This is a genomic window from Bradyrhizobium sp. in8p8 (assembly GCF_000426845.1).
In the GTDB taxonomy this organism is placed as follows: domain Bacteria; phylum Pseudomonadota; class Alphaproteobacteria; order Rhizobiales; family Xanthobacteraceae; genus Bradyrhizobium; species Bradyrhizobium japonicum_C.
In genome coordinates, this window is record NZ_AUGD01000001.1 from 473,188 (window position 1) to 495,741 (window position 22,554).

Annotated in this window: 27 protein-coding genes; 5 read left to right on the top strand and 22 right to left on the bottom strand. The window is 64.4% G+C overall.

The window, feature by feature from the left end; translation table 11 throughout:
• Positions 1 to 15: 15 nt before the first annotated feature.
• The 10 genes from K408_RS0102225 to K408_RS0102265 all read right to left on the bottom strand — a co-directional run bounded on the left by K408_RS0102225 (position 16) and on the right by K408_RS0102265 (position 7,596).
• Positions 16 to 732, bottom strand: coding sequence for an MgtC/SapB family protein (locus K408_RS0102225; RefSeq protein WP_024337347.1), 717 nt, complete (start codon positions 730 to 732; stop codon positions 16 to 18).
• A 30-nt stretch (positions 733 to 762) separates the two neighbouring features.
• Positions 763 to 1,782: a WD40 repeat domain-containing protein gene (locus tag K408_RS0102230; protein ID WP_024337346.1), complete on the bottom strand. Its 1,020-nt coding sequence runs from the start codon at positions 1,780 to 1,782 to the stop codon at positions 763 to 765.
• Positions 1,782 to 2,822: a CobW family GTP-binding protein gene (locus tag K408_RS0102235; RefSeq protein WP_024337345.1), complete on the bottom strand. Its 1,041-nt coding sequence runs from the start codon at positions 2,820 to 2,822 to the stop codon at positions 1,782 to 1,784. The genes K408_RS0102230 and K408_RS0102235 overlap by 1 nt, the downstream gene beginning before the upstream one ends.
• Positions 2,823 to 2,875: 53 nt before the next feature.
• Entirely contained in the window at positions 2,876 to 3,739 is an 864-nt protein-coding gene (locus K408_RS0102240; RefSeq protein ID WP_024337344.1) for a metal ABC transporter solute-binding protein, Zn/Mn family, read from the bottom strand.
• A gap of 2 nt (positions 3,740 to 3,741) precedes the next feature.
• Complete coding sequence (locus K408_RS0102245; protein ID WP_024337343.1) at positions 3,742 to 4,611, bottom strand: metal ABC transporter permease; 870 nt, start codon at positions 4,609 to 4,611, stop codon at positions 3,742 to 3,744.
• Positions 4,612 to 4,617: 6 nt separating this feature from the next.
• Positions 4,618 to 5,373: a metal ABC transporter ATP-binding protein gene (locus K408_RS0102250; protein ID WP_024337342.1), complete on the bottom strand. Its 756-nt coding sequence runs from the start codon at positions 5,371 to 5,373 to the stop codon at positions 4,618 to 4,620.
• A gap of 2 nt (positions 5,374 to 5,375) precedes the next feature.
• Positions 5,376 to 5,600, bottom strand: a complete 225-nt coding sequence (locus tag K408_RS43270; protein WP_035728841.1) for a hypothetical protein — start codon at positions 5,598 to 5,600, stop codon at positions 5,376 to 5,378.
• Between the two features lie 43 nt (positions 5,601 to 5,643).
• Complete coding sequence (locus K408_RS0102255) at positions 5,644 to 6,144, bottom strand: hypothetical protein (protein ID WP_024337341.1); 501 nt, start codon at positions 6,142 to 6,144, stop codon at positions 5,644 to 5,646.
• Positions 6,141 to 6,746, bottom strand: a complete 606-nt coding sequence (locus tag K408_RS0102260) for a permease (RefSeq protein ID WP_024337340.1) — start codon at positions 6,744 to 6,746, stop codon at positions 6,141 to 6,143. Before K408_RS0102260 ends, K408_RS0102255 begins: the two co-directional genes overlap by 4 nt.
• A gap of 253 nt (positions 6,747 to 6,999) precedes the next feature.
• Positions 7,000 to 7,596, bottom strand: coding sequence for a superoxide dismutase (locus K408_RS0102265; RefSeq protein WP_024337339.1), 597 nt, complete (start codon positions 7,594 to 7,596; stop codon positions 7,000 to 7,002).
• Between the two features lie 246 nt (positions 7,597 to 7,842).
• Between K408_RS0102265 and K408_RS0102270 the strand changes: the two genes are divergently transcribed.
• Positions 7,843 to 8,370 carry a GNAT family N-acetyltransferase gene (locus tag K408_RS0102270; protein WP_024337338.1) on the top strand — a complete coding sequence of 176 codons (528 nt, stop codon included), beginning with the start codon at positions 7,843 to 7,845 and terminating at the stop codon, positions 8,368 to 8,370.
• An 81-nt stretch (positions 8,371 to 8,451) separates the two neighbouring features.
• Positions 8,452 to 9,837 carry an MATE family efflux transporter gene (locus tag K408_RS0102275; RefSeq protein ID WP_024337337.1) on the top strand — a complete coding sequence of 462 codons (1,386 nt, stop codon included), beginning with the start codon at positions 8,452 to 8,454 and terminating at the stop codon, positions 9,835 to 9,837.
• Positions 9,838 to 9,983: 146 nt separating this feature from the next.
• On the opposite strand, the gene K408_RS0102280 is transcribed toward K408_RS0102275, so the two are convergent.
• Positions 9,984 to 11,135, bottom strand: coding sequence for a DUF3095 domain-containing protein (locus K408_RS0102280; protein ID WP_024337336.1), 1,152 nt, complete (start codon positions 11,133 to 11,135; stop codon positions 9,984 to 9,986).
• 214 nt (positions 11,136 to 11,349) lie between these two features.
• Here K408_RS0102280 and K408_RS0102285 point away from each other — a divergent pair, with 214 nt between their 5' ends.
• Entirely contained in the window at positions 11,350 to 11,748 is a 399-nt protein-coding gene (locus K408_RS0102285) for a hypothetical protein (RefSeq protein ID WP_024337335.1), read from the top strand.
• Positions 11,749 to 11,752: 4 nt separating this feature from the next.
• Here K408_RS0102285 and K408_RS37520 read toward each other — a convergent pair whose 3' ends face one another.
• From K408_RS37520 to K408_RS0102335, 11 genes are all read right to left on the bottom strand, one after another.
• On the bottom strand, positions 11,753 to 11,962 hold the full coding sequence (locus K408_RS37520) for a hypothetical protein (RefSeq protein ID WP_035697809.1): 210 nt from the start codon (positions 11,960 to 11,962) through the stop codon (positions 11,753 to 11,755).
• Between the two features lie 126 nt (positions 11,963 to 12,088).
• Positions 12,089 to 12,811, bottom strand: coding sequence for an SDR family NAD(P)-dependent oxidoreductase (locus tag K408_RS0102290; RefSeq protein WP_024337334.1), 723 nt, complete (start codon positions 12,809 to 12,811; stop codon positions 12,089 to 12,091).
• Positions 12,804 to 14,186: a class I adenylate-forming enzyme family protein gene (locus K408_RS0102295; protein ID WP_024337333.1), complete on the bottom strand. Its 1,383-nt coding sequence runs from the start codon at positions 14,184 to 14,186 to the stop codon at positions 12,804 to 12,806. The genes K408_RS0102290 and K408_RS0102295 overlap by 8 nt, the downstream gene beginning before the upstream one ends.
• Positions 14,173 to 14,418: an acyl carrier protein gene (locus K408_RS0102300; protein ID WP_007597226.1), complete on the bottom strand. Its 246-nt coding sequence runs from the start codon at positions 14,416 to 14,418 to the stop codon at positions 14,173 to 14,175. Before K408_RS0102300 ends, K408_RS0102295 begins: the two co-directional genes overlap by 14 nt.
• A gap of 143 nt (positions 14,419 to 14,561) precedes the next feature.
• Positions 14,562 to 16,367 (bottom strand): long-chain-acyl-CoA synthetase, encoded by a 1,806-nt coding sequence (locus tag K408_RS0102305; RefSeq protein WP_029673882.1) that lies wholly within the window; start codon positions 16,365 to 16,367, stop codon positions 14,562 to 14,564.
• A gap of 216 nt (positions 16,368 to 16,583) precedes the next feature.
• Positions 16,584 to 16,877 carry a DUF3551 domain-containing protein gene (locus tag K408_RS0102310; protein WP_024337331.1) on the bottom strand — a complete coding sequence of 98 codons (294 nt, stop codon included), beginning with the start codon at positions 16,875 to 16,877 and terminating at the stop codon, positions 16,584 to 16,586.
• A 10-nt stretch (positions 16,878 to 16,887) separates the two neighbouring features.
• Positions 16,888 to 17,166, bottom strand: a complete 279-nt coding sequence (locus tag K408_RS0102315; RefSeq protein WP_024337330.1) for a DUF3551 domain-containing protein — start codon at positions 17,164 to 17,166, stop codon at positions 16,888 to 16,890.
• Between the two features lie 179 nt (positions 17,167 to 17,345).
• Positions 17,346 to 19,223, bottom strand: a complete 1,878-nt coding sequence (gene htpG, locus K408_RS0102320; protein ID WP_024337329.1) for a molecular chaperone HtpG — start codon at positions 19,221 to 19,223, stop codon at positions 17,346 to 17,348.
• 113 nt (positions 19,224 to 19,336) lie between these two features.
• On the bottom strand, positions 19,337 to 19,759 hold the full coding sequence (locus K408_RS0102325) for a hypothetical protein (protein WP_024337328.1): 423 nt from the start codon (positions 19,757 to 19,759) through the stop codon (positions 19,337 to 19,339).
• A 248-nt stretch (positions 19,760 to 20,007) separates the two neighbouring features.
• Positions 20,008 to 20,607 (bottom strand): nuclear transport factor 2 family protein, encoded by a 600-nt coding sequence (locus tag K408_RS0102330; RefSeq protein WP_024337327.1) that lies wholly within the window; start codon positions 20,605 to 20,607, stop codon positions 20,008 to 20,010.
• 133 nt (positions 20,608 to 20,740) lie between these two features.
• The gene (locus K408_RS0102335) at positions 20,741 to 21,547 is read right to left on the bottom strand and encodes a response regulator (RefSeq protein ID WP_024337326.1); all 807 of its coding nucleotides are present in this window, start codon (positions 21,545 to 21,547) and stop codon (positions 20,741 to 20,743) included.
• 220 nt (positions 21,548 to 21,767) lie between these two features.
• Between K408_RS0102335 and K408_RS0102340 the strand changes: the two genes are divergently transcribed.
• Together K408_RS0102340 and K408_RS0102345 are read left to right on the top strand one after the other, a co-directional pair.
• On the top strand, positions 21,768 to 22,001 hold the full coding sequence (locus tag K408_RS0102340) for a NepR family anti-sigma factor (protein ID WP_024337325.1): 234 nt from the start codon (positions 21,768 to 21,770) through the stop codon (positions 21,999 to 22,001).
• Positions 22,001 to 22,549 (top strand): sigma-70 family RNA polymerase sigma factor, encoded by a 549-nt coding sequence (locus K408_RS0102345; protein ID WP_018316216.1) that lies wholly within the window; start codon positions 22,001 to 22,003, stop codon positions 22,547 to 22,549. The genes K408_RS0102340 and K408_RS0102345 overlap by 1 nt, the downstream gene beginning before the upstream one ends.
• Positions 22,550 to 22,554: the final 5 nt, after the last annotated feature.

Genomic DNA, 22,554 nt, shown 5'->3' on the forward strand with positions numbered 1-22,554 from the left:
GCCAAAACGCCGCGCTCAGTCGGTGGTACTGACCTCCCAGGTAGCGTGTCGCACGCCCGGCAAATGCTGGAGGTCAGTCGCCACCGCGTTCAGCTCGTTGGGGTCGACTGCGGTCGCGACCAGTTTTGCGGCGATCTCCAGAACGTCATCGCCGATTTCGGCCACATCGATATCGGCCACCGAATATTTCGCGGTCTCGAGCTTCTCGACGAGCCGGTCGCGCATATCCGGAAGAGCATCGGCCGCAACGGCAAGCTTGAAATAGTAGGTTGCCTCCAGCGCCTTCTCGTTCAGGGGAATACGGTTGATTGCATTGACCAGCGGACGCAGCATGGTGTTGCCGGCGATCACGAACACGGTCAGCGCGGACGCCTGCGCGATCATGTCGGCGCCGGCGCAGGAGCCAACCGCGGCGGACGCCCACAGCGTTGCCGCGGTGTTGAGACCGCGCACGTCCATGCCCTGCTTCATGATGACGCCGGCCCCGAGGAAGCCTATGCCAGACACCACGTAGGCGATCACGCGCACCGCGCCGTCGGCGCCCGCCAAATTCATCGCGAGATCGACGAAGGCGGCGGCGCCGACCGCGACCAGCACGTTGGTGCGCAGGCCCGCCGTGCGCTGACGGTATTGCCGCTCGGCGCCGATCAGCGTGCCCAGCACGAAGGCCGTGGTCAGGCTGGCCAGCGTATCCGCGAAGTCGGCAAGCTGGAATGTCGTCAGAAATCGCATGGCCCCCTATAAGGCGGGAACCATGACAAATTAAAGCTCCAGCAGGCCGCCATCCCCATTTTCGTCCGCAAAGGCCAGCAGCGTGCCCTTGGCGTTCCAGCCGAGCGCGGCGACGGGCGGCGTGCCGTTACGGCGGACGAGGATTTCCGCGCCGTCCTCCAGCCGCAGCATCAGCACGGTGCCGTCGCTGTAGCCGGCGGCCAGAATATCGTTCTTGGGATGGCAGGCGACCACCGACACGCGTGCTTGCAGCGGCGCGAGCATCGCGGGCTCCTTGCCCATGGGGCCGTCCTTGCTGCCGAACGGCCATACGATCACGGTGTCGGCGCCTGACGTCGCGAGCCCCTTGCCGCCAGCGCTCCACGACATCGAGCGGACGCGACCGGGGTAGCCTGTCATGCGCATGTGCCTGTTGTCGGCGAGCCGCCAGCCATGCAGCGCCGGCTCGTGCATCGCGGTGACGAGAAACTTGTTGTCCGGACTGAACGTGACCGCGTGATGCGAACCGGCCCAGGGCAGGAATTCGGCCGATCCCGCCATGTTCGGAAACCACAGCGTCACGCCGTTGTAGTGCGCGATTGCGAGCCGCAGGCCCTTCGGGGCGAATGCGAGACCGCCGACGGTGGATGGCACTTCGATCGACTTCTCCTCGGCCTTGCCGCTCTTGACCGTGGCCGTCTTGCCGGCCGACCAGGCGAAGGTGCCGTCGGCGTGCAGCGCCACCGCGTCGATCCAGCGCCGCTTCGGATCGGTGGCGAGCAGCGTCGCCTCGCCCTTGGCGTCGAGCGAGACGACCTTGCCGGCATCGCCGCCCATCACGAGGCGCTTGCCGTCTGAGGCGGTCGAAAGAATGCCGCCGCTGTGCACGGCAACCGTAGTGATCTCGCCCTTGCTATCGACGAACGCGACATTCTCCTCGCCACCGACGAAGGCGGCACGGCCGCCGAGGAAATGCACCGAGGTCACGGCCATGCCGAGCCCAATAGGCTTGACGCGATCGGTGACGGAGACGATCGAGGCTGAATCCGGGGCCGGCGCGAACTCTTTCATCACGAGACGATGCAGCTCTCGAAACCCTTGCGGATCGCCTCTTCCGGCAATTCGCGGCCAATGAAGACGAGGCGGCTCTCGCGTGGCTCGCCCTCCTTCCACGTCCGCTGATGGTTACCCTCCAGCATCATGTGGACGCCCTGGAAAACGTAGCGGTCGTCGTCGTCCTGGAAGGCGAGGATGCCCTTCGAGCGCAGGATCTTGCCGCCCTCGACCTGCACCAGGTTCTGCAGCCAGGGCATGAACACGTTCGGATCGAGCGGCTTGTCGGTCTTGAGCGAGAGCGATTGCATCTCCTCGTCGTGATAGTGCTTCAGGCCATGGCCGTGATCATGGTGATGGTCATGGGCGTGGCCGTGATGGTGGTCATGGTCGTGGTCGTCAGCTTCCAAGAAGTCCGGCTCGATGTCGAGGATGCGGTCGAGGTCGAACGCGCCGCGATCGAGCACATCGGACAGCGCCACCGAGCAGCGCTCGGTGCGGTGCAGCTTCGCGTAGGGATTGATGCCGCGGATGCGAGCCTCGACCTCGGCGAGCTCGCCCTTTGTGACGAGGTCGGTCTTGTTCAGGACGATGACATCGGCGAAGGCGATCTGGTTCTTGGCCTCGGGCGCATCCTTGAGCCGGTCGGACAGCCACTTGGCGTCGGCAACCGTGACGACCGCATCCAACCGCGCATTCTTCTGCACGTCCTCGTCGACGAAGAAGGTCTGCGCGACCGGCGCCGGATCGGCAAGGCCGGTGGTCTCGACGATGATGGCGTCGAACTTGCCCTTGCGCTTCATCAAGCCATCCATGATGCGCACGAGGTCGCCGCGCACGGTGCAGCAGATGCAGCCATTGTTCATCTCGAACACTTCCTCATCGGCACCGATGATGAGATCGTTGTCGATGCCGATCTCACCGAATTCGTTGACGATGACGGCGTATTTCTTGCCGTGGTTTTCGGACAGGATGCGGTTCAGGAGCGTGGTCTTGCCGGCACCGAGATAGCCGGTCAGCACGGTCACGGGAATCTTCTGGGAGGTCGCTTCAGACATAACAACTCCGGACTTCGGCTTGTCGCGCGACGCGAGGCGGGGTGGCCCCTGCCCTAGTGGTCAAGCGCGCTGGTCAGGGCCTTTATATTGTGCCTGACCATGTCAATGTAAGTGGGTGCAAGCCCCTTTTCGCCGGTCAAACCGTCCGAAATCAGGGTGCCGCCGACCTTGGCGCCTGTCTCGGCCGCGATCCGCCGGATCAGCCGATCATCGCTGATATTTTCCAGGAATACCGCCGGGATCCTCGCGGCCTTGATCTGGCTGATGATGGCGGCGATGTCGCGCGCGCTGGGCTCGGTTTCCGTGGAGACACCCAGGGGGGCGATGAACCGGATACCGTATTCGCTGGAGAAATAGCCGAAGGCGTCGTGGGTAGAGATCACCTTGCGCCGCTCGGGCGGGATTTTCACCACGGCCTGCCGGACCTCGCGGTCCAGCGTTTCAAGCTTTTCCAGATAGGCGCTCGCCTGGGCACGGAAGAACTCGGCGTCATCCGGAGCGGCCGCGGCGAGCGCATTGGCGATATCGGTGACGTAGATCTTGGCGTTGGGAATGGACTGCCAGGCGTGGGGATCGGCGGCCGCACCCAGTTTCAGCGGTGTGATGCCCGCGCTCGCGGTCACGACTTTCGCCTTGCTGCCGGCGGACTGCACAAGGCGCGGCAACCAGCCCTCGAGGCCAAGCCCGTTGACGATGACGAGCTTGGCGTCCGCGATCCGTTTCGCATCGCTGGGCGTCGGCGTATAGACATGGACGTCGCCGTCGGCGCCAACCAGTGTCGTCAGATTGATGCGGTCGCCGCCGACGTTGCGGACGAAATCGGCCAGAATCGAGAAGCTCGCGACGACGTTGAGCCGCTCCGCGGCCTGCAGCGGCGAGGCGATCAGCAACAGCGTACAAAGCAGGATGAATCGCATCGTCACGCTTCCAGATGCCGGCCGGGAAACAGTTGCCGGACGATGCCGCCGACGCGGCCGAACAGCACGGAGACCACGTAGATCACCGTCGCCACGAGAATGATCGCAGGGCCTGAGGGCACGCGGGTCTGGAACGACAGCACGAGGCCGGCATAGCCCGAGACGGCAGCAGCAGTCACGGCAATGCATATCATGGCGGTGAGATCGTGCGACCAGAACCGGGCGATCCCGGCCGGCAGGATCATGAGGCCGACAGCGAGCAGCGTGCCGAGCGCTTGAAAGCCGTTGACCAGGTTGATGACGACGAGCGCGAGAAACGCGAGGTGCGCAGGTCCCCCCGCGCGGCTGACCGTGCGCAGAAACAGCGGATCGACGCTCTCGATCACGAGTGGCCGGTAGATCACCGCGAGCACCAGCAGCGTGATCGTGGCGTTGATGGCCACCACCAACAGCGTCTGGTCGTCCATCGCCAGAATGTTGCCGAACAGCACATGCAGCAGATCGATATTGGTACCCTTGATCGAGACGATGGTGACGCCGAGCGCGAGCGAGGCGAGATAGAACGTGGCGAGCGAAGCGTCCTCCTTCAGTCCCGTCGAGCGTGCCACCACGCCCGCGAGGATCGCGACCGCAAAGCCGGCGATCAGGCCGCCCGCCGTCATCGCGAACAGATTGAGGCCCGAGAGCAGGAAGCCGACCGCCGCGCCCGGGAGGATTGCATGCGCCATGGCATCGCCGACGAGGCTCATCCGCCGCAACATCAGGAACATGCCGATCGGCGCGCCCGCGAGCGCTAGCGCGATCACGGCGGCGAGCGCCCGCCGCATGAACTCGAATTCGGTGAACGGGCCGATCAGCACGTCATAGATCATCGGATATCAAGCCGCCCGCGAGCTGATATCATCGGCTGCGCAGGCCGCGGCGCTGTCATCGAACGCCTCGCACATCCGCATCGCAACCAGCAGATTTTCCGGCGTCAGCACCTCCGCCGTCGGACCCCACGCCACAGGGCCGCGGGCCAGCACCAGAGTCTCGGCGAAGTGGTTGCGCACCATCTCCATGTCGTGCAGCGCAGCGAGCACAGTCCGGCCTTCGCCGTGCCAGCGCTGCACCAGCGCGAGCAGGTCGGCCGTGGTCTTGCTGTCGATGGCATTGAAGGGCTCGTCGAGCACGATCAGACGAGCGTCCTGGAGCAGCACGCGCGCGAACAGCACGCGCTGCATCTGGCCACCCGAGAGCGTGCCGATCGGTCGGTTCTCGAATCCATTGAGTCCGACGGACGCGATCGCGCGGAGGATCTTTTCGCGGGCAGCCTTGCCAACGCCACCGAACAGGGAGGTGGCGCGCCACAACCCGGTGCCGACGAAATCGAACACCGAGATCGGGAAGCTGCGGTCGATCTCGGCGCTCTGGGGCAGGTAGGCGATGTCCCTGCGGTCGAGACCGCCGAGATGGATGCTCCCGTCGAGCGGCTTGAGGATGCCGACGATGCCGCGCAACAACGTCGACTTGCCGGCGCCGTTGGGACCGATCACCGCGACCAGCGCGCCTTGTGCAATCTCGCCGTTGAGATGGTGCACGGCCGGATGCCGGTCGTAGCCGAGCGTAACGTTGTGGAAGTGCAGGGCCGCCATGGTCACCTCATCGCCAGCAAGACGATGCCCCAGAGAACGGCACAGACGCCGACTGCGGCCGCAAGGCGACCCGCCATGGTCATGCGCAGGATCGACCAGGGCGCCGCTTGGGCCGGATGCGGTGAGGCCTCATCATGGCTATGGGCGTGGTCGTGCGAATGCCTGTAGCCATGAGGGTGGCTGTGGGCATGGTCATGATGATCGGCGCGGGACGCAGCAGGAACCATGATGTGACGTTATATTATAACATTACCCCTGTCCACGCCCGGCTCACGGCTTGCCGATCACCATCGCGACCGCCGCGGCCACGAATGGAAACGGCACCGATACGGCGCAGCGGAACCAGACGAAACGGGCCGGCATGAACGGGATCTCCCACAAGATCACCCGCTGGAAGGCGAACAGGGCCCAGGCGACGACATAGGCGACCACCTGAGGCACGCCGCCACCGGACTTCAGCGCCACCGTGCCGATGGAGAAGCCAACCACAGGACCGCCGGGCGTCGCGGCGCCAGCGACCACGGCGGTCGCTACCCCGAGCCAACCGCTGTCCGGTCCGAGCCAACCTGTGATCACCTCCTGCGGTATGATGGCGGCGATGTAGCCGGAGCCGATCACACCGAGCGCGATCCGCGGCACGATGTTGATGAAGTCCATCGCGCCTTCTCGAAGCGAGGCTTTGAATACGGGAGGGCCGCGGCGGAATGCGATCAGGCCGACGCCTAGCACCGAGCCCCACAACAGGATGTCGATCAGAAGCGCTGCGCTCAAGTCTCGTCGTCCTTGATGGCGGGCTTCGGATACATCCTCACGTAGACGAAGCGGCCGAGAGCGCCTGCGAGCACCGGCAGCGGCAGCGAGATCACGATCCGCCACAAGGTGAAATCGGTGCCCATGATCGGGATCTCCCAGGCCACCGCCCGGCCGTAGCCGATCAGGGTCCAGCTCACGACCATGGCGATGGTGGCACCGAAATCGGCACCGACCGCGAGCAGCGCGCTCGCCACGGGGTAGGCGGTAAAGGGACCACCGGGCAGGATCGCGCCGAACGCGGTACCAATCAAAAGACCCATCAAGCCGGACTTCGGCCCGAGCGAGCGCGAGACTTTCTCGTGCGGCAGGATCTCCGAGATGAAAGCGCCGAGCAGGCAGCCGGCCAGCACGCGCGGCAGGATGCCGGAGAAGAGCGAGAGGTCGTGGGTCAGAATGTCGAGAACGCCATCGGTGCCGTCGCGACGCCAGACAAGGCCTGCGCTCACCGCCACCAGGACCGCGATGATGATAGTCGACCAGCCGATCGGCTTACGCACACGCCCCGGACGCGGCTCGGAGTCCTCGGCAGGCGCCGGCGTGTTCGGGGAAGGTTCTGACAATGGGTGTGGGGCGGCTCGAGGGTGAATCCTTTTCTGATTAAGGGCGCCGCCGAGGCGATGCAAACGGCGTGATGACAGACCCATGCGCGTACCACGCAGGGCAATTCCGCACAGCAAAAAGGCGGCCGCGCCAGCGACCGCCTTTTGTCAGTCTCGGGCGGCGCGCCGACGCCGACCCGGAACCCATCGGGCGCGAGCCCTAGCATTCAAATGAACTCCGGGCTCACGCTTCGCGCGGCCCGGAATGACATCGTCACGCCTTCTCGAACAGGGACTCCACGTATTCCCAGTTCACGAGGTTCTCGACGAACGCCTTGAGATAGTCGGGGCGACGGTTGCGATAATCGATGTAATAGGAGTGCTCCCAGACGTCGCAGCCGAGAATCGGGGTAGCACCGTGCACCAGCGGATTCTCGCCGTTCGGGGTCTTGGAGATCTCGAGCTTGCCGTTCTTGACCTGGAGCCAGCACCAGCCGGAGCCGAACTGGCCGATGCCGGCCGCCTGGAAGTCCGCCTTGAACTTCTCGAAGCCGCCGAGGTCCTCGTTGATCTTCTTCTCGAGCTTGCTGGGCAGCTTGGTGCCGCCGCCATTGGGCTTCATCCAGCTCCAGAAGTGAATGTGGTTGTAGTGCTGGCCGGCATTGTTGAACACGGCCGGGTTCTTGCCGAACGAGCCCTTGACGATCTCTTCAAGGGACTTGCCTTCCCATTCGGTCCCCTTGAGCGCGTTGTTGCCGTTGGTGACGTAGGCCTGGTGATGTTTGTCGTGGTGATATTCGAGCGTCTCCTTCGACATGTACTGACCGAGGGCGTCATAGGCGTAAGGGAGTGGGGGCAGCGTAAAGGTCATGGGTTCTTGTCCGCAACTGGTGGGGAACGAGTTCTAACGGTCACCCCTTATAGAAGGTTCCGCAGCCGTTAAATACCTCAGAATTTCGCAAACGCGTGGTGCCGACGCTTGGCACGATTGCATAAAATCGTCGCAGGACAAGGACATCTGCGGCAGTCGTGGCGGGCCGATGCAAAATACCATTGCCTTTGAAGCGCTTATGGCGGAACGAATGCCCTGCGCAGCGCCAGTGCGAAAGACGGAGCCATGAGCATCGAGATCGACATTCTGAACGGTGACGCCTCGTGGCCGATAGCGGAGCCGCTGCATCAGGCAGTGTGGGGACCACATGTGATTGCGGACAAGCCCTGGGCGCACGTCAAATGGGCCAATGCCGATCTGCGCGTTCTGATCGAGACGCCCGAGGACGGTCTCGTTTGCCATGTCGGCATCTACTTCCGAACCGTCACCTGGAACGGACAGAAGGTCCACATTGGCGGCATCGGCGGGGTCTGCACGCGCGAGGACCGACGCGGCCGCGGTTATGCAACGATCGCACTCGACGCGGCCGTGCACACGATCAGGGCCAACGAAGCGGTCCGCTTCGCCCTGCTGTTCTGCGAGCCGCACAATTTCGCATTCTACGAGACCCGCAGCTGGCTCCCCTTCGAGGGCGAGGTCTATTGCGAGCAGCCGGAAGGGCGGATCCGCTTTACCCAGATGGCGCCCTACGTCTTCAACATCGTCCGCGCGCCGACGCTGGGCACCATCGACCTATGCGGCCTGCCCTGGTGAGCCCTGCGTGAGCAAGGGCTGCGCGGGTCGACCCACGTTCTATAATATGTCGACCATCATTTAATATTCCGCCCGGTGAACATGACGATCGACGCCCCCCTAGATGCCGTCCCGCCGGTTGCGCCGGTCGTCTCCCCCATCGCCAGCCTGCTGACCGCACCGATTCTCCCGACGCTGCTGCGGCTCGCGATTCCCAACATGATCGCGATGGTCGGCAGCACGCTGGTTGCGGTGGCCGAGACCTCCTATATCGGCCGGCTCGGCACCATTCCGCTCGCGGCGATCGCGCTGGTGTTTCCGTTCGCGATGCTGACGCAGATGATGAGCGCTGGCGCGATGGGCGGCGGCGTCTCCTCCGCCATCAGCCGCGCGCTGGGCGCTGGGAATCGCGACCGCGCTGCGACGCTGGCGCTGCACGCTGCCATCATCGGCCTCTGCGGCGGGCTGTTCTTCACGGTGATGATGCTCGTCTTTGGCCGCTCCTTCTTCGCGCTCCTCGGCGGACGCGAGCAGGTGCTGGAGGAGGCCAGCAGCTATTCGCAGGTGCTGTTCTCCGGCGCGGTGGCGATCTGGCTCGTCAACACGCTGGCCTCGGTCATCCGTGGCACCGGGGACATGCGCCTGCCTTCGATGACGCTGATCGGAGCGAGCGTGCTCCAAATCGCGCTCGGCGGCACGCTCGGGCTCGGGCTGTTCGGAGTGCCGCAATTCGGCATGCCGGGCGTCGCGAGCGGCCAGTTGATTGCGTTCAGCTGCGCGGCGATCTTCTTCCTCTGGTATCTGTTGTCCGGACGCAGCCGGCTGCCGCTGGCTCTTCGTGCCTTCCATTTCGAGCGCGCGATGTTCGTGGACATTCTCAAGGTCGGCGCGTTGGCCTGTCTGTCGCCGCTCCAGACCGTGCTCACCATCCTGATATTTACCAAGATCCTGGCGACCTTCGGCACCGAAACACTGGCGGGCTACGGCATCGGATCGCGGCTGGAATTCTTGCTCATCCCGATCACCTTCGCCTTCGGCATAGCCTCGGTGCCGATGGTCGGCATGGCGATCGGCGCCGGAGACGTGAAGCGCGCGCGGCGGGTGGCCTGGACTGCGGCGGCGGCCTCCGGACTCACCATCGGCCTGATCGGCCTCGCCGTTGCGCTCGCTCCGTCGCTGTGGGTCGGGCTCTTCACGCGGGATCCCGGCGTCACCGCGGCAGCGCACAGCTATTTCCATTGGGCAGGACCGGCCTTCGTGTTCTTCGGCATGGGCGTGTCGTTGTACTTCTCGTCACAGGGTGCGGCGCGAGTCGGCGGCCCCGTGCTCGCCTCCACGGTGCGGCTCCTGATGGTCGCGATCGGCGGCGTCGGACTGATGACCGCGCAAGCTCCGGCCTGGACTCTGTTCGCGCTGGTCGGTGGCGCCATGGTCGTGTTCGGACTGTCGACCGCGGCGTCTGTCGCCTTCGTGCGATGGGGCAAATGATCATAGGGCGGTAGGCGCGGGAATGTGATTCCAAGCCAGCGTTGCACTATCCTGCCGGGCTGCTATCGAGGCGCTCCATTCTAGGGCCCTTGTCCAGGCTGCGTCGGTGCGCTCTGCGGCGGCGAGATCTGGACGCGCGCCGGGCGCTAGCTCGCTGCCATCATCGCCTTCAACGCCGTCGCCGCCGAGGCATAGCCGCCACGCGCGCCGTCGATGAAATGGACGTGATCGCTCCGCAGCAGCGAGGGTGTGAAGCAGGTCATCATGGCCGCATCCTGCCGGTGGACGCCGTAGCGCACGATACCCTCGCGCGCCGCCGCAGCGAGACGATCGGTGAGGGCACGTTCAAGCTCGACCGTACAGTCGATGACCATGCGCAAGCCGTCATCATATTTCCTGAAGTCCGAGTTCTCAGCCACCTGACGCTTGTAGACGCCAGGCATGAAGCCGCCGGCCTTGAGGTCGAAGCGCATGATCAGATAGGCGAACAGCGTGTAGGCGAGCACGCTGACCCTGCGTGCGAGCAGCGAACCGCCACGCTTGGTGCGGGCCTCGAAGTCCACCCCCTGCGGCGGCCATTTCAGCGGCGGCCCTTGCGGCGGCACCGGGCGGCCGCCATCCGGACTGAGCTCGACCAGATCGATGACGTCCTCGATTACCTTGCGGAAGGCGCGCGGATCGGCACCCCGTGTCGGCATCACCAGCAGCGATAGGATCAATCCGCGGGAGGCCGGAATCACCTCGAATCGGCAGGACAGGCCCGACAGGTCGGGTTGCGTGCCCGCGGGCGCCGCCTCGACCGCAAACTCGCCGCGCTTCATCGCGGCCTCGGCCCAGGCGAGGCCGCCGCCCGAGAACATCGCATAGGACAGGTTGGCCGAAGGCCCGAACCGGGCGACGCGCACGTCCAGGGCCTGCGCACGAATGGCGCTGACCGGCACTAGTGCGACGCGCATGGTCAGATCGAGATCTTCCCGCACCCAGGTCGCAGTCGCAGCCAGCGCCTCGCGGGCCAGTTCGACATCATCCGGCGAAACCGCAAAGCTTGCGCCGTCGCCCCCGAATACGAAGGGAAATTCGCGTCCCGCCAACGCGTTCGTCACCGCCGCGATCACCGCAGCGCCTGCCATGTTCACCGCCTTGTAGCGCTGCGCCGCGATCGCCCTGGTCGAATCGACGATATCGGCAACGCCGATGCTCCAGTCGTCGGGCAGCGGCGAGTAGAGCGCGGGATCCATCAGGCTGGTGAAGCCTCTGAAGACGGGAATGCCGCGATAGAAAGACTCGCCTGAAATCATTCGGAATGCCGGGTGGTTGGAATGCGCGTCGGAACAGAATACGCGGCAGGACCGATCCGGGTTCGCCGGCCGGCAGCCTTTTCGATCATTTGGCCGAAAAGGACACGGACAACAAGATGCCGGCGCTTGCGATTCCGCGGCGGGTCATTGATCGGCGTCAAACGGCCGTCTGGGGAGACCGGATATCGTCATTCAGCTCAAAGGGGTGCATGGGATGATCGAGGTGTCCGACTTTGGCCGCAAGGACTCAGGCTCTCCAGTCCGCCGGCGCACGGGCATTGACCCAGTCAGCGCGGTGAAGATGCCCGAAAGACTGACGGCAGCCGTCGATGCCTGGGCCGAAGCTCATGGCCTGACCCGCTCGGATGCGATCTGCAAGCTGATCGAACTGGGCCTGAAGATGACGCCCCCGGTCGTCCCGCCGGTACACCCGACGGAATCGAGCGCCACCAGGATCGAGGAGATCGCAGTACACGAGATCGAGGCGCTGCTCGATCCCGCATTGCCGGCCGACGAACGCGAACGCCGCATTCGCCGCCTGACCGAGGGGCCGCCGGAATTCTCACAGCAGCGAATTGACCTGCCGAAGGACTCGCCGAAGCAGCGAACGTGAGCGGCTAGTGCAGCTTGTCCTCTTGACGCTTGCGTAGGCTGTCGAGCGACGCATCACGACAGCCGACCAGGCGCACGAATTGCTGTGGGTACATTTCATGGCCGTGACTGCCGGAATTCTGATGCGTCATCGGCGGACAGCGGACATCATCCGGCTCCGTCCGGGATTGCTCCGGCAGACTCCGGTGTGAAGCGGTCATGTTTGGCGGGGTCATGGACTGCTCCCTGTCGATTAGGGCAGATCGGTTGACGTAACCCAATCGATTGCGGGGCATCTTACGACCAGATCCGGACAGATGTCATTGTGCCGGATCAACACGATCACGACGGGCGGGTTCCGCTTATGCCGTATTCCCCGCGTCGACGGTGAACACCGTCCCGGTGACATTGCGGCCGCCTTCCCCCAGCAGATATTCCACCATCCGAGCGATGTCGTCCGTTTCCGGCAAGCGGCGCAGCGCGCTGCGGCCGGCGATGCGCTTGCGGCCCTCGTCGGAGAGATTGTGGGTGAGTTCGGTGTCTATGAAGCCCGGAGCGATCGCGTTCACGGTGATGCCGAGCTTGCCGACCTCGCGCGCAAGCGAGCGGGTGAAGCCGGTGGCGGCGGCCTTGGTCGCGCCGTAGACCGACAAGCCGTTGTAGCCTGTGGTCGCGATGATCGAGGAGATGTTGATGATGCGCCCCGCACCATCCGCCATCATCTGCCGCGCAACATATTTTGTGAGGATGATCGGAGACAGCACATTGAGCTGCACCAGCGCCTCGATCTCGGAATTGTGCATGGTGGCAAGCAGGCCCTCGGTGCCGAGGCCGGCATTGTTGACGAGGCCGTAGATCGGGCCGAACTCGTCGCGCACGAGTTTCGCGAAAGCCGGAATTGCATCAATCACGGCGAGATCGCAGGAGCGGAAATGCAGGCGCCCCTCGGATTCGGCAATCGCGCTCTTGAGCTCCTCGCTCTCGCGCCGTGCGGCCGCAACCACGTTGAAGCCGGCGCCGGCGAGCCGCCTGGCGATCGCCAGGCCAATGCCGCGGCTGCCGCCGGTGACGAGAATATTATGCATCGGTGCGCGCCAGTTTTCCGGCCGGGGTGACATCGAGCGCCTCGACGAAGCGGATCACGGCCGGCACCTTGTGCGAGGCGAGCTGGGCGCGGCACTGCTCCAGGATCTGATCCCGGATCCCCTTCGCGTGCGCCGGATCGGTACCCTCGGCAAGAATTACATCGGCGACGACGATGCCGCCGGTGATAGGGCTGCGGCGAGACTTGGCGCGCGACATCCGCACGGCGGGATGGCGGTTGATCACCGCCTCGATCTCCTCAGGGTGGACCTTCAGCCCGCCGATGTTGATGATGCCGCCACGGCGGCCGACGAAGTAATAACGATCACCGCGCAGCTCGACGATATCGCCGGTGTCGACAAACCCCTCATCATCGGTGAGCGCCGCGGCGTTGCGGCCGATATAGGCGTGGGCTGTTCGTGTCGACCGGATCCGCAGCGAGCCGTCCACGACCTTCATCTCGACGCCATTGCGGTTGCCGAGATAGTCGGCCGGAAATCCCTCGAGCCCGTCATTGACGGCGAAACCGACGCCGGCCTCGGTCGAGGCATAGGCGTGGCCGACGGAGGCATGGGGAAACGCCACTTTGAGGCCGTCGAGCACGGCCTGGTCGGCGATCTCGCCGGAGAGACGGACGTAAGCCGGGGCGAACTGCGCGGCCGAGCCGCTCATCAGGAGCTTGCGCCAGTGCGAGGGCGTGCCGGAGATGTGCGACACGCCGCGCGCGTTCAGCCGCGCGATGTGATCGGTGAGTGCCTCATGGGGATCGGACAGCACCATCGAACCGCCGGAGAGGACGGCGCGGAGGAATATCTGCAAACCGCCATAACGGCGGATGTCGTAGAACGTCGCCCATACCGGCGCAGGCCCGCGTGCGGGGCCTTCGGCAACGATCGCGCCTGTCAGCGCTTCCAGCGTATGGCCGGCGATCTTTGGCACGCCCGAGGTGCCCGAGGTGAGCATCAGCCATTCGGTGGCGCGTTCGGTCCTGGTCCGCGCGGTGGCTTGAAGCGGCAACTGCGCGGTGACGACCAGCGGCACGCCAGTGCCGGCCCAACGATCCGGCTCGTCCGTCACGACGGCATCGATTCCGGCATCCGCGACCAACGCGTCGAGATGCGCCGGGTTGAGATCGGGCGGGCACAGCAGCATGCGACGGGCGACGCCGTCGAGTTCGATCATGGCAAGGCCCGACCGGAGCTGGTCCGACAGCTTGAGCAGCACGGCGCGGCCCGACAGCTCGCGCAGCCGGCCGCCCAGAACCGTATGCGACAGGATGTCGGTCAGCGACACGACGTCGTGCGCATCGGAGATCGTGCGGCCTTTCAGCTCCGCGCCGAGATGATCGCGAAGCGCGAAGATCTCACGCGGGGACATTTTCGTAGGCCCGCACGAAATCGCCGACGGTGGCGGGAAACGCTGCGTCCTCGGAAATGGTGAAGGGGTCGACGCCGGTCTCGTCCTCGAGACGCGCGACCAGGATCGCGAAGGCGAGCGAGTCGAAGCCCGTCTCGTGCAGGGACAGATCGTCCGAGAGCGCAGGAAGCGCGACGTGCTGTTCCTTGGCGATCTGCTGAATGGCTTCGATGACCTTTGACCTTACCGACATGGCTGGCTCGCTTTTCATTATCAATTCGTGTTACGGCGGCTCTTGATGACCGCCTCCCCATGACCGTCTGTTTACCCGACAGAAGTAAATGGCTTCTTGGACAATTCAGATAAAATTGGACCTATCTGCTGATTTCCGCAGGCCTACAGCCTGATCGTGCCGTCGTTGATGTGTGCATTGACCTCGGCATCCAGCGCGACGTAGGCGCCGGATTTCGGCTCGAGCATGAACAGCGGATCGGAGATCGCGCTGGGGTCAAACCCCTGCCGCGCGAGAACGCCTTTCTTCTGCTTGAACGTTTCGGTGGCGTCGAGCTCCCGCGAGATACGGATGAAGACCGGGCGGGCGTAAGCCGGGAGGCGAAGTGCGAGATGAGCAGGCAGCGCGGTGATGTCAAAACCCTCGTTCACGACTATCGCACTCATCCCGGCCCGACCGTCGGCGCCGGGTATGCTGACGCCATAGGTGGTGGCGTCGACCACGCCGGTGAAATCGCGCACGGCGTCGTTGACCTCCGAGGTCGCGACATTCTCGCCCTTCCAGCGGAAGGTGTCGCCGATGCGGTCGACGAAATGGAAAAAGCCCTTGTCGTCCATCCGCATCAAGTCGCCGGTGCGAAACCAGGCGTCGCCCTTGGCAAAGACGTCGCGCAGGATCTTCTTCTCGGTCTCGTCGGCATCGGTGTAGCCCTCGAATCGGCCGCCGCCCTGGTCCGCGGTGCCGATGCGGCCGATGGCCTCGCCGGCCTCGCCGCGGGCGCAGGCCATGCAGAGGCCCTCGTCACTGCGCAGCGGCGCGCCGCTATCGGGGTCGAGCTTGACGAGACTGGCCGGAAAGCGATGCGCGAGCAGCGGCGGGATGCGCCCGATTGCGCCAGGTTGCCCCTCGACATTGAACAGCGAGAAATTGCCTTCCGTTGCCGCGTAGAATTCGAGGATGCGCGGAATGGCGAAACGAGCCTGAAAGTCTTCCCAGATGTCGCCGCGCAAGCCGTTACCGCAGACCAGCCGTAGGCGATGGCGGTTCTCATATTCCGACGGCGGCGCCTTCAGCAGATAGCGACAGAGCTCCCCGATATACTGGAACAGCGTGCAGTCGTGGCGCACGATGTCGGACCAGAAGTTCGAAGCCGAAAACTTATCCGCAATCACCACGGAGCCGCCGGCAGCCAGCATGCTGCATGGGGCGACGATGCCGCCAACCGAATGGAATAGCGGCAGACAGTTGTAGAGCCGATCCTGCGGTGTCGCGCCTGTGAGACCAGCGAACCAGAAGCCCCAGTTGAGGATGCGGCGGTGACTGATACTGGCCGCTTTCGGCAGGCCCGTGGTGCCCGATGTGTAGATCAGCAGAGCGCGATCTTCGATGCTGACATCGCCGTGCTCGTCCGGCGCGAGCGGGCCGTCGTCCAGGACGGCAAGCGCGACGTCGATCGCACGTTCGCCGCGGGCATCGCCATGGGTCCAGACCTTGGCTTGCGTCTTCAGATGCGGCTTCGCGCTCTCCAGCACCTCCGAAAGATCATGCGCGACGATGATGTGTCGGGGTGCGGCGACATCGATGCAATGCGCAAGCGACTGCCCCACCAGCTTTGTGTTGAGCAGCGCGACCACAGAGCCGACGCGGCTGATGCCGAGCCATGCCGCGAGATAGTCGATGCCGTTCGGCATGATCAGTGCGACGGTATCACCCTTGACGAGGCCGACCGAGCGCGCCCAGCGCGCGTAGCGATTGATACGCTTCGACAGGCCTTCGTAATCGAGCGCGCCAATGTCGGTGACCAGCGCCGCGCGATCGGGCTGGCGTCGCGCCCAATCGTCGACGACGTCGGCGAACAGACGTCCCGGCAGCGTCTCGATCCGTGCGGTGAGCTCGATCGCCTTCAGCCAGATCTTCGACGCCGACGGCGCGCGCGCGGATTTCGCTTGCTCGATGACAGCGGTGGTCATGCTGTTGTTCTCTCGGGCCATGGCTGCTGGTTCGCCGATCTTAGCCCGCACCGCCCTGCCCAGGTGTTAAGGGGCAGGGTAAAAGCCGGTTAGTGCGCGATTAACGCTAGTCATTCCTTACCAGCCCGCCGGCTGCACGAGACGGCCCGCACAAGGCCAACGAAATTGGCGGCTCAGCTGTTACGCCAGCACCGGCGCCGAAACGCCAGGCAGGCGCTAGCCGCTTCGCCCGCGGCGCAAATGGCGCGGCGGTGCGTTGACGGGATAATATGGATTGAGGTCACAGGTCGCGGCGCGGCCCGAAGCGGTGGCGCGGCATTGCGGGATGGATGTGAAGGAGCAGTCGTACCACTCCCCGCCACCGCCATTCGCGCCGGAATAAACGTGCATGCAGACGGGGTAGCGTGGATCGAAGGTCTGCGCGTGGGAGGGCGCAATCACAAGCGAAGCGCCGACGGCGGGGAGCAGGGCGAGCGAAGCACAGGACGAGAAGATCCGAGGAAACCGCATCGTGGGACCGCTAGTACTGTTGCCTCTGTCGCTTGCGCGGGCGCGGCGGGGGTTGGTCGAAGGCGTAATAGGGATTCAGGTCACAGCTCGCCGAGCGGCCCGAGGCGGAGGCTCGGCACTGCGGCAGTGAGGTGAAGGAGCAGTCGAAATAATCGCCGCCGCCGCCGAAGCCGCCGGGCGTATAGACATGCATGCACACGGGATAGCGCGGATCATAGGTCTGGGCGCTGGCATCGGCCGCGACGAATAGGGTCACAATTGCGGTGACGGTCAGTATCGGCAAGCGCATGGAAAAAATCCTCGAATCGAACACGGCGCCGGCACGGATGCCGGTCACCTCAGTCACCTCATATGGCATAACACCACGCTGGAGGCGACTGTTCCTAGAGAGAGATGACGGCAAGGTGAGTGGAGCGCTCTCGCAGCACTCGCCCTCGCCATAGCCGGGGTTGACGGCCGAACCAGCGGCTACGCGCCGAGCCCTTGCAACACCAGCCGGTTCAGCCTTGCCGCGAACGCCGCCGGATCTTCCGGCAATTCGCCGTCCAGGATCTGCGCCTGCTCGAGCAGAAGCAGGCTGAGATCGTCCACGACCTTCGAGCCTGCTTGCGCCTTGGTGACCGCGGTAACCAGCGGATGCCGCAAATTGATCTCGAGGATCGGCTTGGTCTTCATGCCGCGGTTCTGCTGCGCCAGGATTCGCTCCAGCTCGCGGCTCGGCCCCTGGCTGTCGGCGACGAGGCAGGAGGCCGAGCTGGTGAGCCGCGTCGAGGCCTTGACGTCGCTGACGCGTTCGCCGAGCGCAGCCTTGATCACGGCGATGGTGGCGGCCTCATCCGCGGCCGGTTCTTCCTTCTTCGCCTCATCCTTGTCGTCAATGCGTGGGATCAGGTCGAGATTAAGATCGCCCTGGCTCAACGATTTCAGCGGCTTGCCGTCGAACTCCGACGGCATCGAAGTCCAGAAGGCATCGACCGGGTCGGACAGCAGCAGCACCTCGATGCCGCGCGCGGTCGCGGCCTCGAGCCGTGGGTTGGATTTCAGCCGCTCGATGCTGTCGCCGACCAGGTAATATATTTCGGTCTGGTTCGGCTTGAAATCGGCGATGACCTGCTTCAGCGACCGCTTCTCGCCCGATGTGGTGGTGAAGCGCGACAGCGCGAGCAGCTTTTCGCGCCGCTCGAAATCCTCATAGATGCCTTCCTTCAGCACCGCGCCGAAGGCGTCCCAGATCTTGGCAAAATTCTCCGGGTCCTTCTCGGCAAGGCTTTCCAGCTCGGATACGACACGGGTCGCCACGGCTTTGCGGATCTGCGCGAGCTGCGGATTGTTCTGGAGCATCTCGCGCGAGATGTTGAGCGGAAGATCCTCGCTGTCGACGACGCCGCGGACAAAGCGCAGATAGCCCGGCAACAGATCGGCGTCATCGGTGATGAAGACGCGGCGGACGTAGAGCTTGACCCGGCCCTTACGGTTCGGCTCGAACAGGTCGAACGGCTTGGTCGAGGGCGCGAACAGCAGCACGGCGTAGGAATACCGGCCTTCGGCACGGTAATGCAGCGTCATCGCGGGGTCGTCGAAGGCGGAGGCGATCTGATGATAGGCCTTCTTGTAGTCCTCCGCCGTCAGCTCGGATTTCGACCGCTGCCATAGCGCGCTCGCCGAATTGATCTGGCGCGGCTCGCCCTCTTCGGGCACGAGCTCGATCGGGAACAGGATGTTGTCGGAATAGGCCGTGACGATGCGCTCGATCTCGTAGGTCTCGAGATATTTCTTGGCATCGTCCTTCAGGTGCAGGACGATCTCGGTGCCGCGCGTCACGCGCGCGGCGTCCTCGTCGCTCGCGCGGGCGATCTCGAAGCCGGAGCCGCCTTGGGAGCTCCAGGTCCAGACGTCGCTCTCGCCGGCGCGGCGGCTGACGACGACGATCTTCTCGGCGACCATGAAGGCGGAGTAGAAGCCGACGCCGAACTGCCCGATCAGGCCGAGCCCGTCCTTGGCCTCTTTCAGCTTCGCCACGAACGCCTTGGTGCCGGAGCGGGCGATGGTGCCGAGGTGGTCGATCAGCTCCTGCCGCTCCATGCCGATGCCGTTGTCGGCGATCGTGAGCGTCTTGGCGGTCTTGTTCGGGATGATGCGGATCTTGAGGGCGTCGCCCTCACCCAGCAGGGCGGGACTGCCGATGGCCTCGTAGCGCAGCTTGTCGCACGCATCGGAGGCATTGGAGATGAGCTCGCGGAGGAAGATGTCGGTTTCCGAATAGACGGAATGCACCATCAGGTGCAGCAGTTCGGAAACTTCGGCCTGGAAAGGCTGCGTATGCACAGCCGTATCTGACGTCGTCATGCGCTTACCCGGTCAAAACAAAAGGGAAGGAACCCGGATATAGCGCGAGGCAATGACGGATCAAGAGGATGTGAAGCGATCGCCCGGCGGTGCTGTCGTCCTGAGAGCGCAGATCAGGTCACGCAGCGGCCGGGCTGGAGAAGCTTGGCGACTTCGGTCAGGGAGCTCACCATCGGCTCACAGGCGATCGTTGGCTTGCTGCGCACCTTCTTCTGGTTCTGGAGCAGCAGTGGCGGCTTGGCGTTGCCGGTCTCGATGGTCGCGGGGACCCGCAGCAGCACGGACGTCTCGGCGAGGTCGTTCAGCCGCATCGACACCGTGCGCGTGGCAACCGGCGCCGGCTTAAGCCCAGCGAGACGGTCCGCCTTCGCGGCGCGATTGACGTTCTGGCTGGGCGCGGAAATCGAGCTGTGGCTGGGGATATCGGCGACTGCCTGCCAACGGTCGGCCAGATCGTGCCCAGACGCCAATTGCACGGCACCCAGCGTCGCGACGATCGCGACGGCACCCAAAAAGACCTTTTGAATCTGTGACATGGCTGTCGATCCCTCGCCCCCATGGCGATCGCGGGAACAACGCCGCCGCAGGAGCGGGAGTTCTTGACCGTTACGATCACTTAACCGTGTGCGAAAAGGGCCGCAGGCACAAAAATATTTCGCACTTGGGGGAACGACTTCCGCGACCAGGAGTCGTCTCAGCAGCCGGCTATTCCCCCCTGCCCCATAGGCCGGCGACGTAGGGCGCGACTGTGGTGATGCCAGTCGCGCCTTACTTTTGTCTGGTGTCATTCCGCCGGCCGCGCCAGCCACGCCCGTCCTTCGTCATAGAGCTTCTCGACTTCGGATCCGGTGAGGCCCGGCATGTCGCGCTTGACCTTATAGCCGATCAGCTCCTGCATATAGGCGAGGTGACGGTAGCCTTCGGGCAGCACGGCGAGCGCCTGCTGATCGAGGCGCAGCGTCGCGGCGGGATCGACCGGATCGATCCGATCCTTCTCGTAGATTGGCTGGCGCCGGACGATGCCCCATCGGCCCTGCCTCTTCTCCAGGAAATCATAGAAGCGCCCGGTGCAGACGACGTCGCAGAGCACGTCGTGCACGAGTGCGCGCTGCGAGATCGTCATCTTGGTCTGGGCGATCGCGCGTGCGCCGGAGAGGTCGATGCTGGTGCCGCCGAGGAAGTGCAGGATGCGCACGCCTTTGGCAAATCCCTCCTGGCTGACACGCATGAAATCCCGCGCCGGTCCCTGAAACCAGGTCGCGGACATCCAGCCCTCTTCGTGCCACACCGTGGCGAAGCGCTCCCAGTCGCCAGCGTCGCGCCACACCGCCCAGTTTTCGACGAGGTCGCGGATGGTGAGACGATCGAGGAGCCGCTGGTCCATTGCAAATCTCCGACGGGGATCAAGGCATGAGGTATGAGCGGCGAAGTCGATCCGCGTCAAGCGCGAGCGGCGGCATGAAAAATCCGGCGTGCCTTGCAGCACGCCGGATCAGATCGTTTCGCGAAATGGCGCCTTATGCCGCCGGCGCTTTCGGCGTGCGGTTGCGCGAGTTGCGCTGGAAGAACAGGGCCTGGCTCGCGACCGCCGACACCATCGCGGGCTGGAACGGTTTTGAGATCAGAAATGCCGGCTCGGGCCGCTCGCCGGTGAGGAAGCGCTCCGGATAGGCCGTGATGAAGACCACCGGCACCTCGAAGGTGCGCAGCAGCTCGTTGACGGCATCGAGGCCCGACGAGCCATCTGCGAGCTGGATGTCGGCGAGGATCAGGCCGGGCCGCTTGTTCTTGGCGAGGGCCACCGCGTCGGCATGGGTGCGGGCGACGCCGACGACGTTGTGGCCGAGATTCTTCACCAGGCTCTCGAGGTCCATCGCGATGAAGGTCTCGTCCTCGATGATCAGGACATCGGTCGCGATTTCGGCGGCCATCTCGCGTCCTGCAGCATCCGCGAGCCGCCGCGTCTCCGCGACGTCGGTCCCGAGAATGAAGGCAACTTCCTCTTCCGAAAAGCCCTCGAGCGAAAGCAGCAGAAAGGCCTGGCGCGGCAACGGCGTGATGTTCGACAGCCGCCGCTCCGGCGGCATCGGCAGGGTCGTCACCTCGGCATCGTCGTTGACGGAGACCGAATTCCAGATCTGCGTGAACAGCCGGAACAGGCCAGCCCTGGGCCCATGGCTCTCATCGAGCACCGACGGGTCTCCCAGCATGGCCTCCAACATGGCTGCGACATAGGCGTCACCGGAGGCCTGGCTGCCCGTCAGGGCGCGCGCGTACCGGCGCAACAACGGCAAGTGTTCAGCAACAAGCTGTGAACGGGACATCCCCACTCCATTCGTCTTCGGGCCAACCTTACACGACGAGGCGTCACGCGGGGGGCCCAGGTTCCCCTGCTGGGCTGACTACGCCTCTGGCCGAGAAAAGTTCCGACGAACTGGGAACTTTTTAGCGCAGCTGGAATTGTGCCTATCCAGGGAACGGCTCCCGGTTGAGAAAACTTCTCGATTTCACAGTAACTTAACTCGGGGAAACGTGGAACAGGTCATGAAAGATCTCAAGTCTCAAGCCAGCAGAAGCACGACCCCCGGCAAGGGAGGCCTCACTCCGGAGATTCAATCCCGGATCGGGCACCAGTTGCGGGCCATGTACGATGATGTCGTGCGGCAAGGGGTTCCCGATCGGTTCGCAGAACTGATCAAGAAGCTTGATGCGCCAGGAGCGACTCCCCACGTGGAAAATGAGGGTGGATCCAACGACAACAACAATGGGAGGGATTAATGCCTCTCACGGACTCCCTGCGCAACGACATCTTGGCGGCCGTGCCCAGCCTGCGCGCCTTCGCCATATCGCTCAGCGGCAATGCGGACCGCGCGGACGACCTCGTCCAGGAGACGCTGCTGCGTGCCCTCGCCAACATCGACTCGTTCCAGCCCGGCTCAAACCTGCCGGCCTGGCTGTTTACGATCCTGCGCAACCTGTTCCGCTCCGATTATCGCAAGCGGCGGCGCGAGGTCGAGGATGCCGAAGGCAACTATGCGAAGACTCTGAAGACGCAGCCTTCGCAGAATGCGCACCTCGAATTCGAGGAGTTTCGCACCGCGCTCGATAAGCTTCCGCAAGATCAGCGGGAAGCCTTGATCCTGGTCGGCGCGTCCGGCTTCTCCTATGAGGACGCAGCCTCGATCTGCGGCTGCGCGGTCGGCACCATCAAGAGCCGCGTCAACCGAGCCCGTTCGAAGCTCGCCGCGCTGCTCTATGTCGACGGCGCCGAGGATTTCGGGCCCGACGAGACGGTGCGCGCCGTGATCGGCGGCAGCGGCGGCTAAGAGCC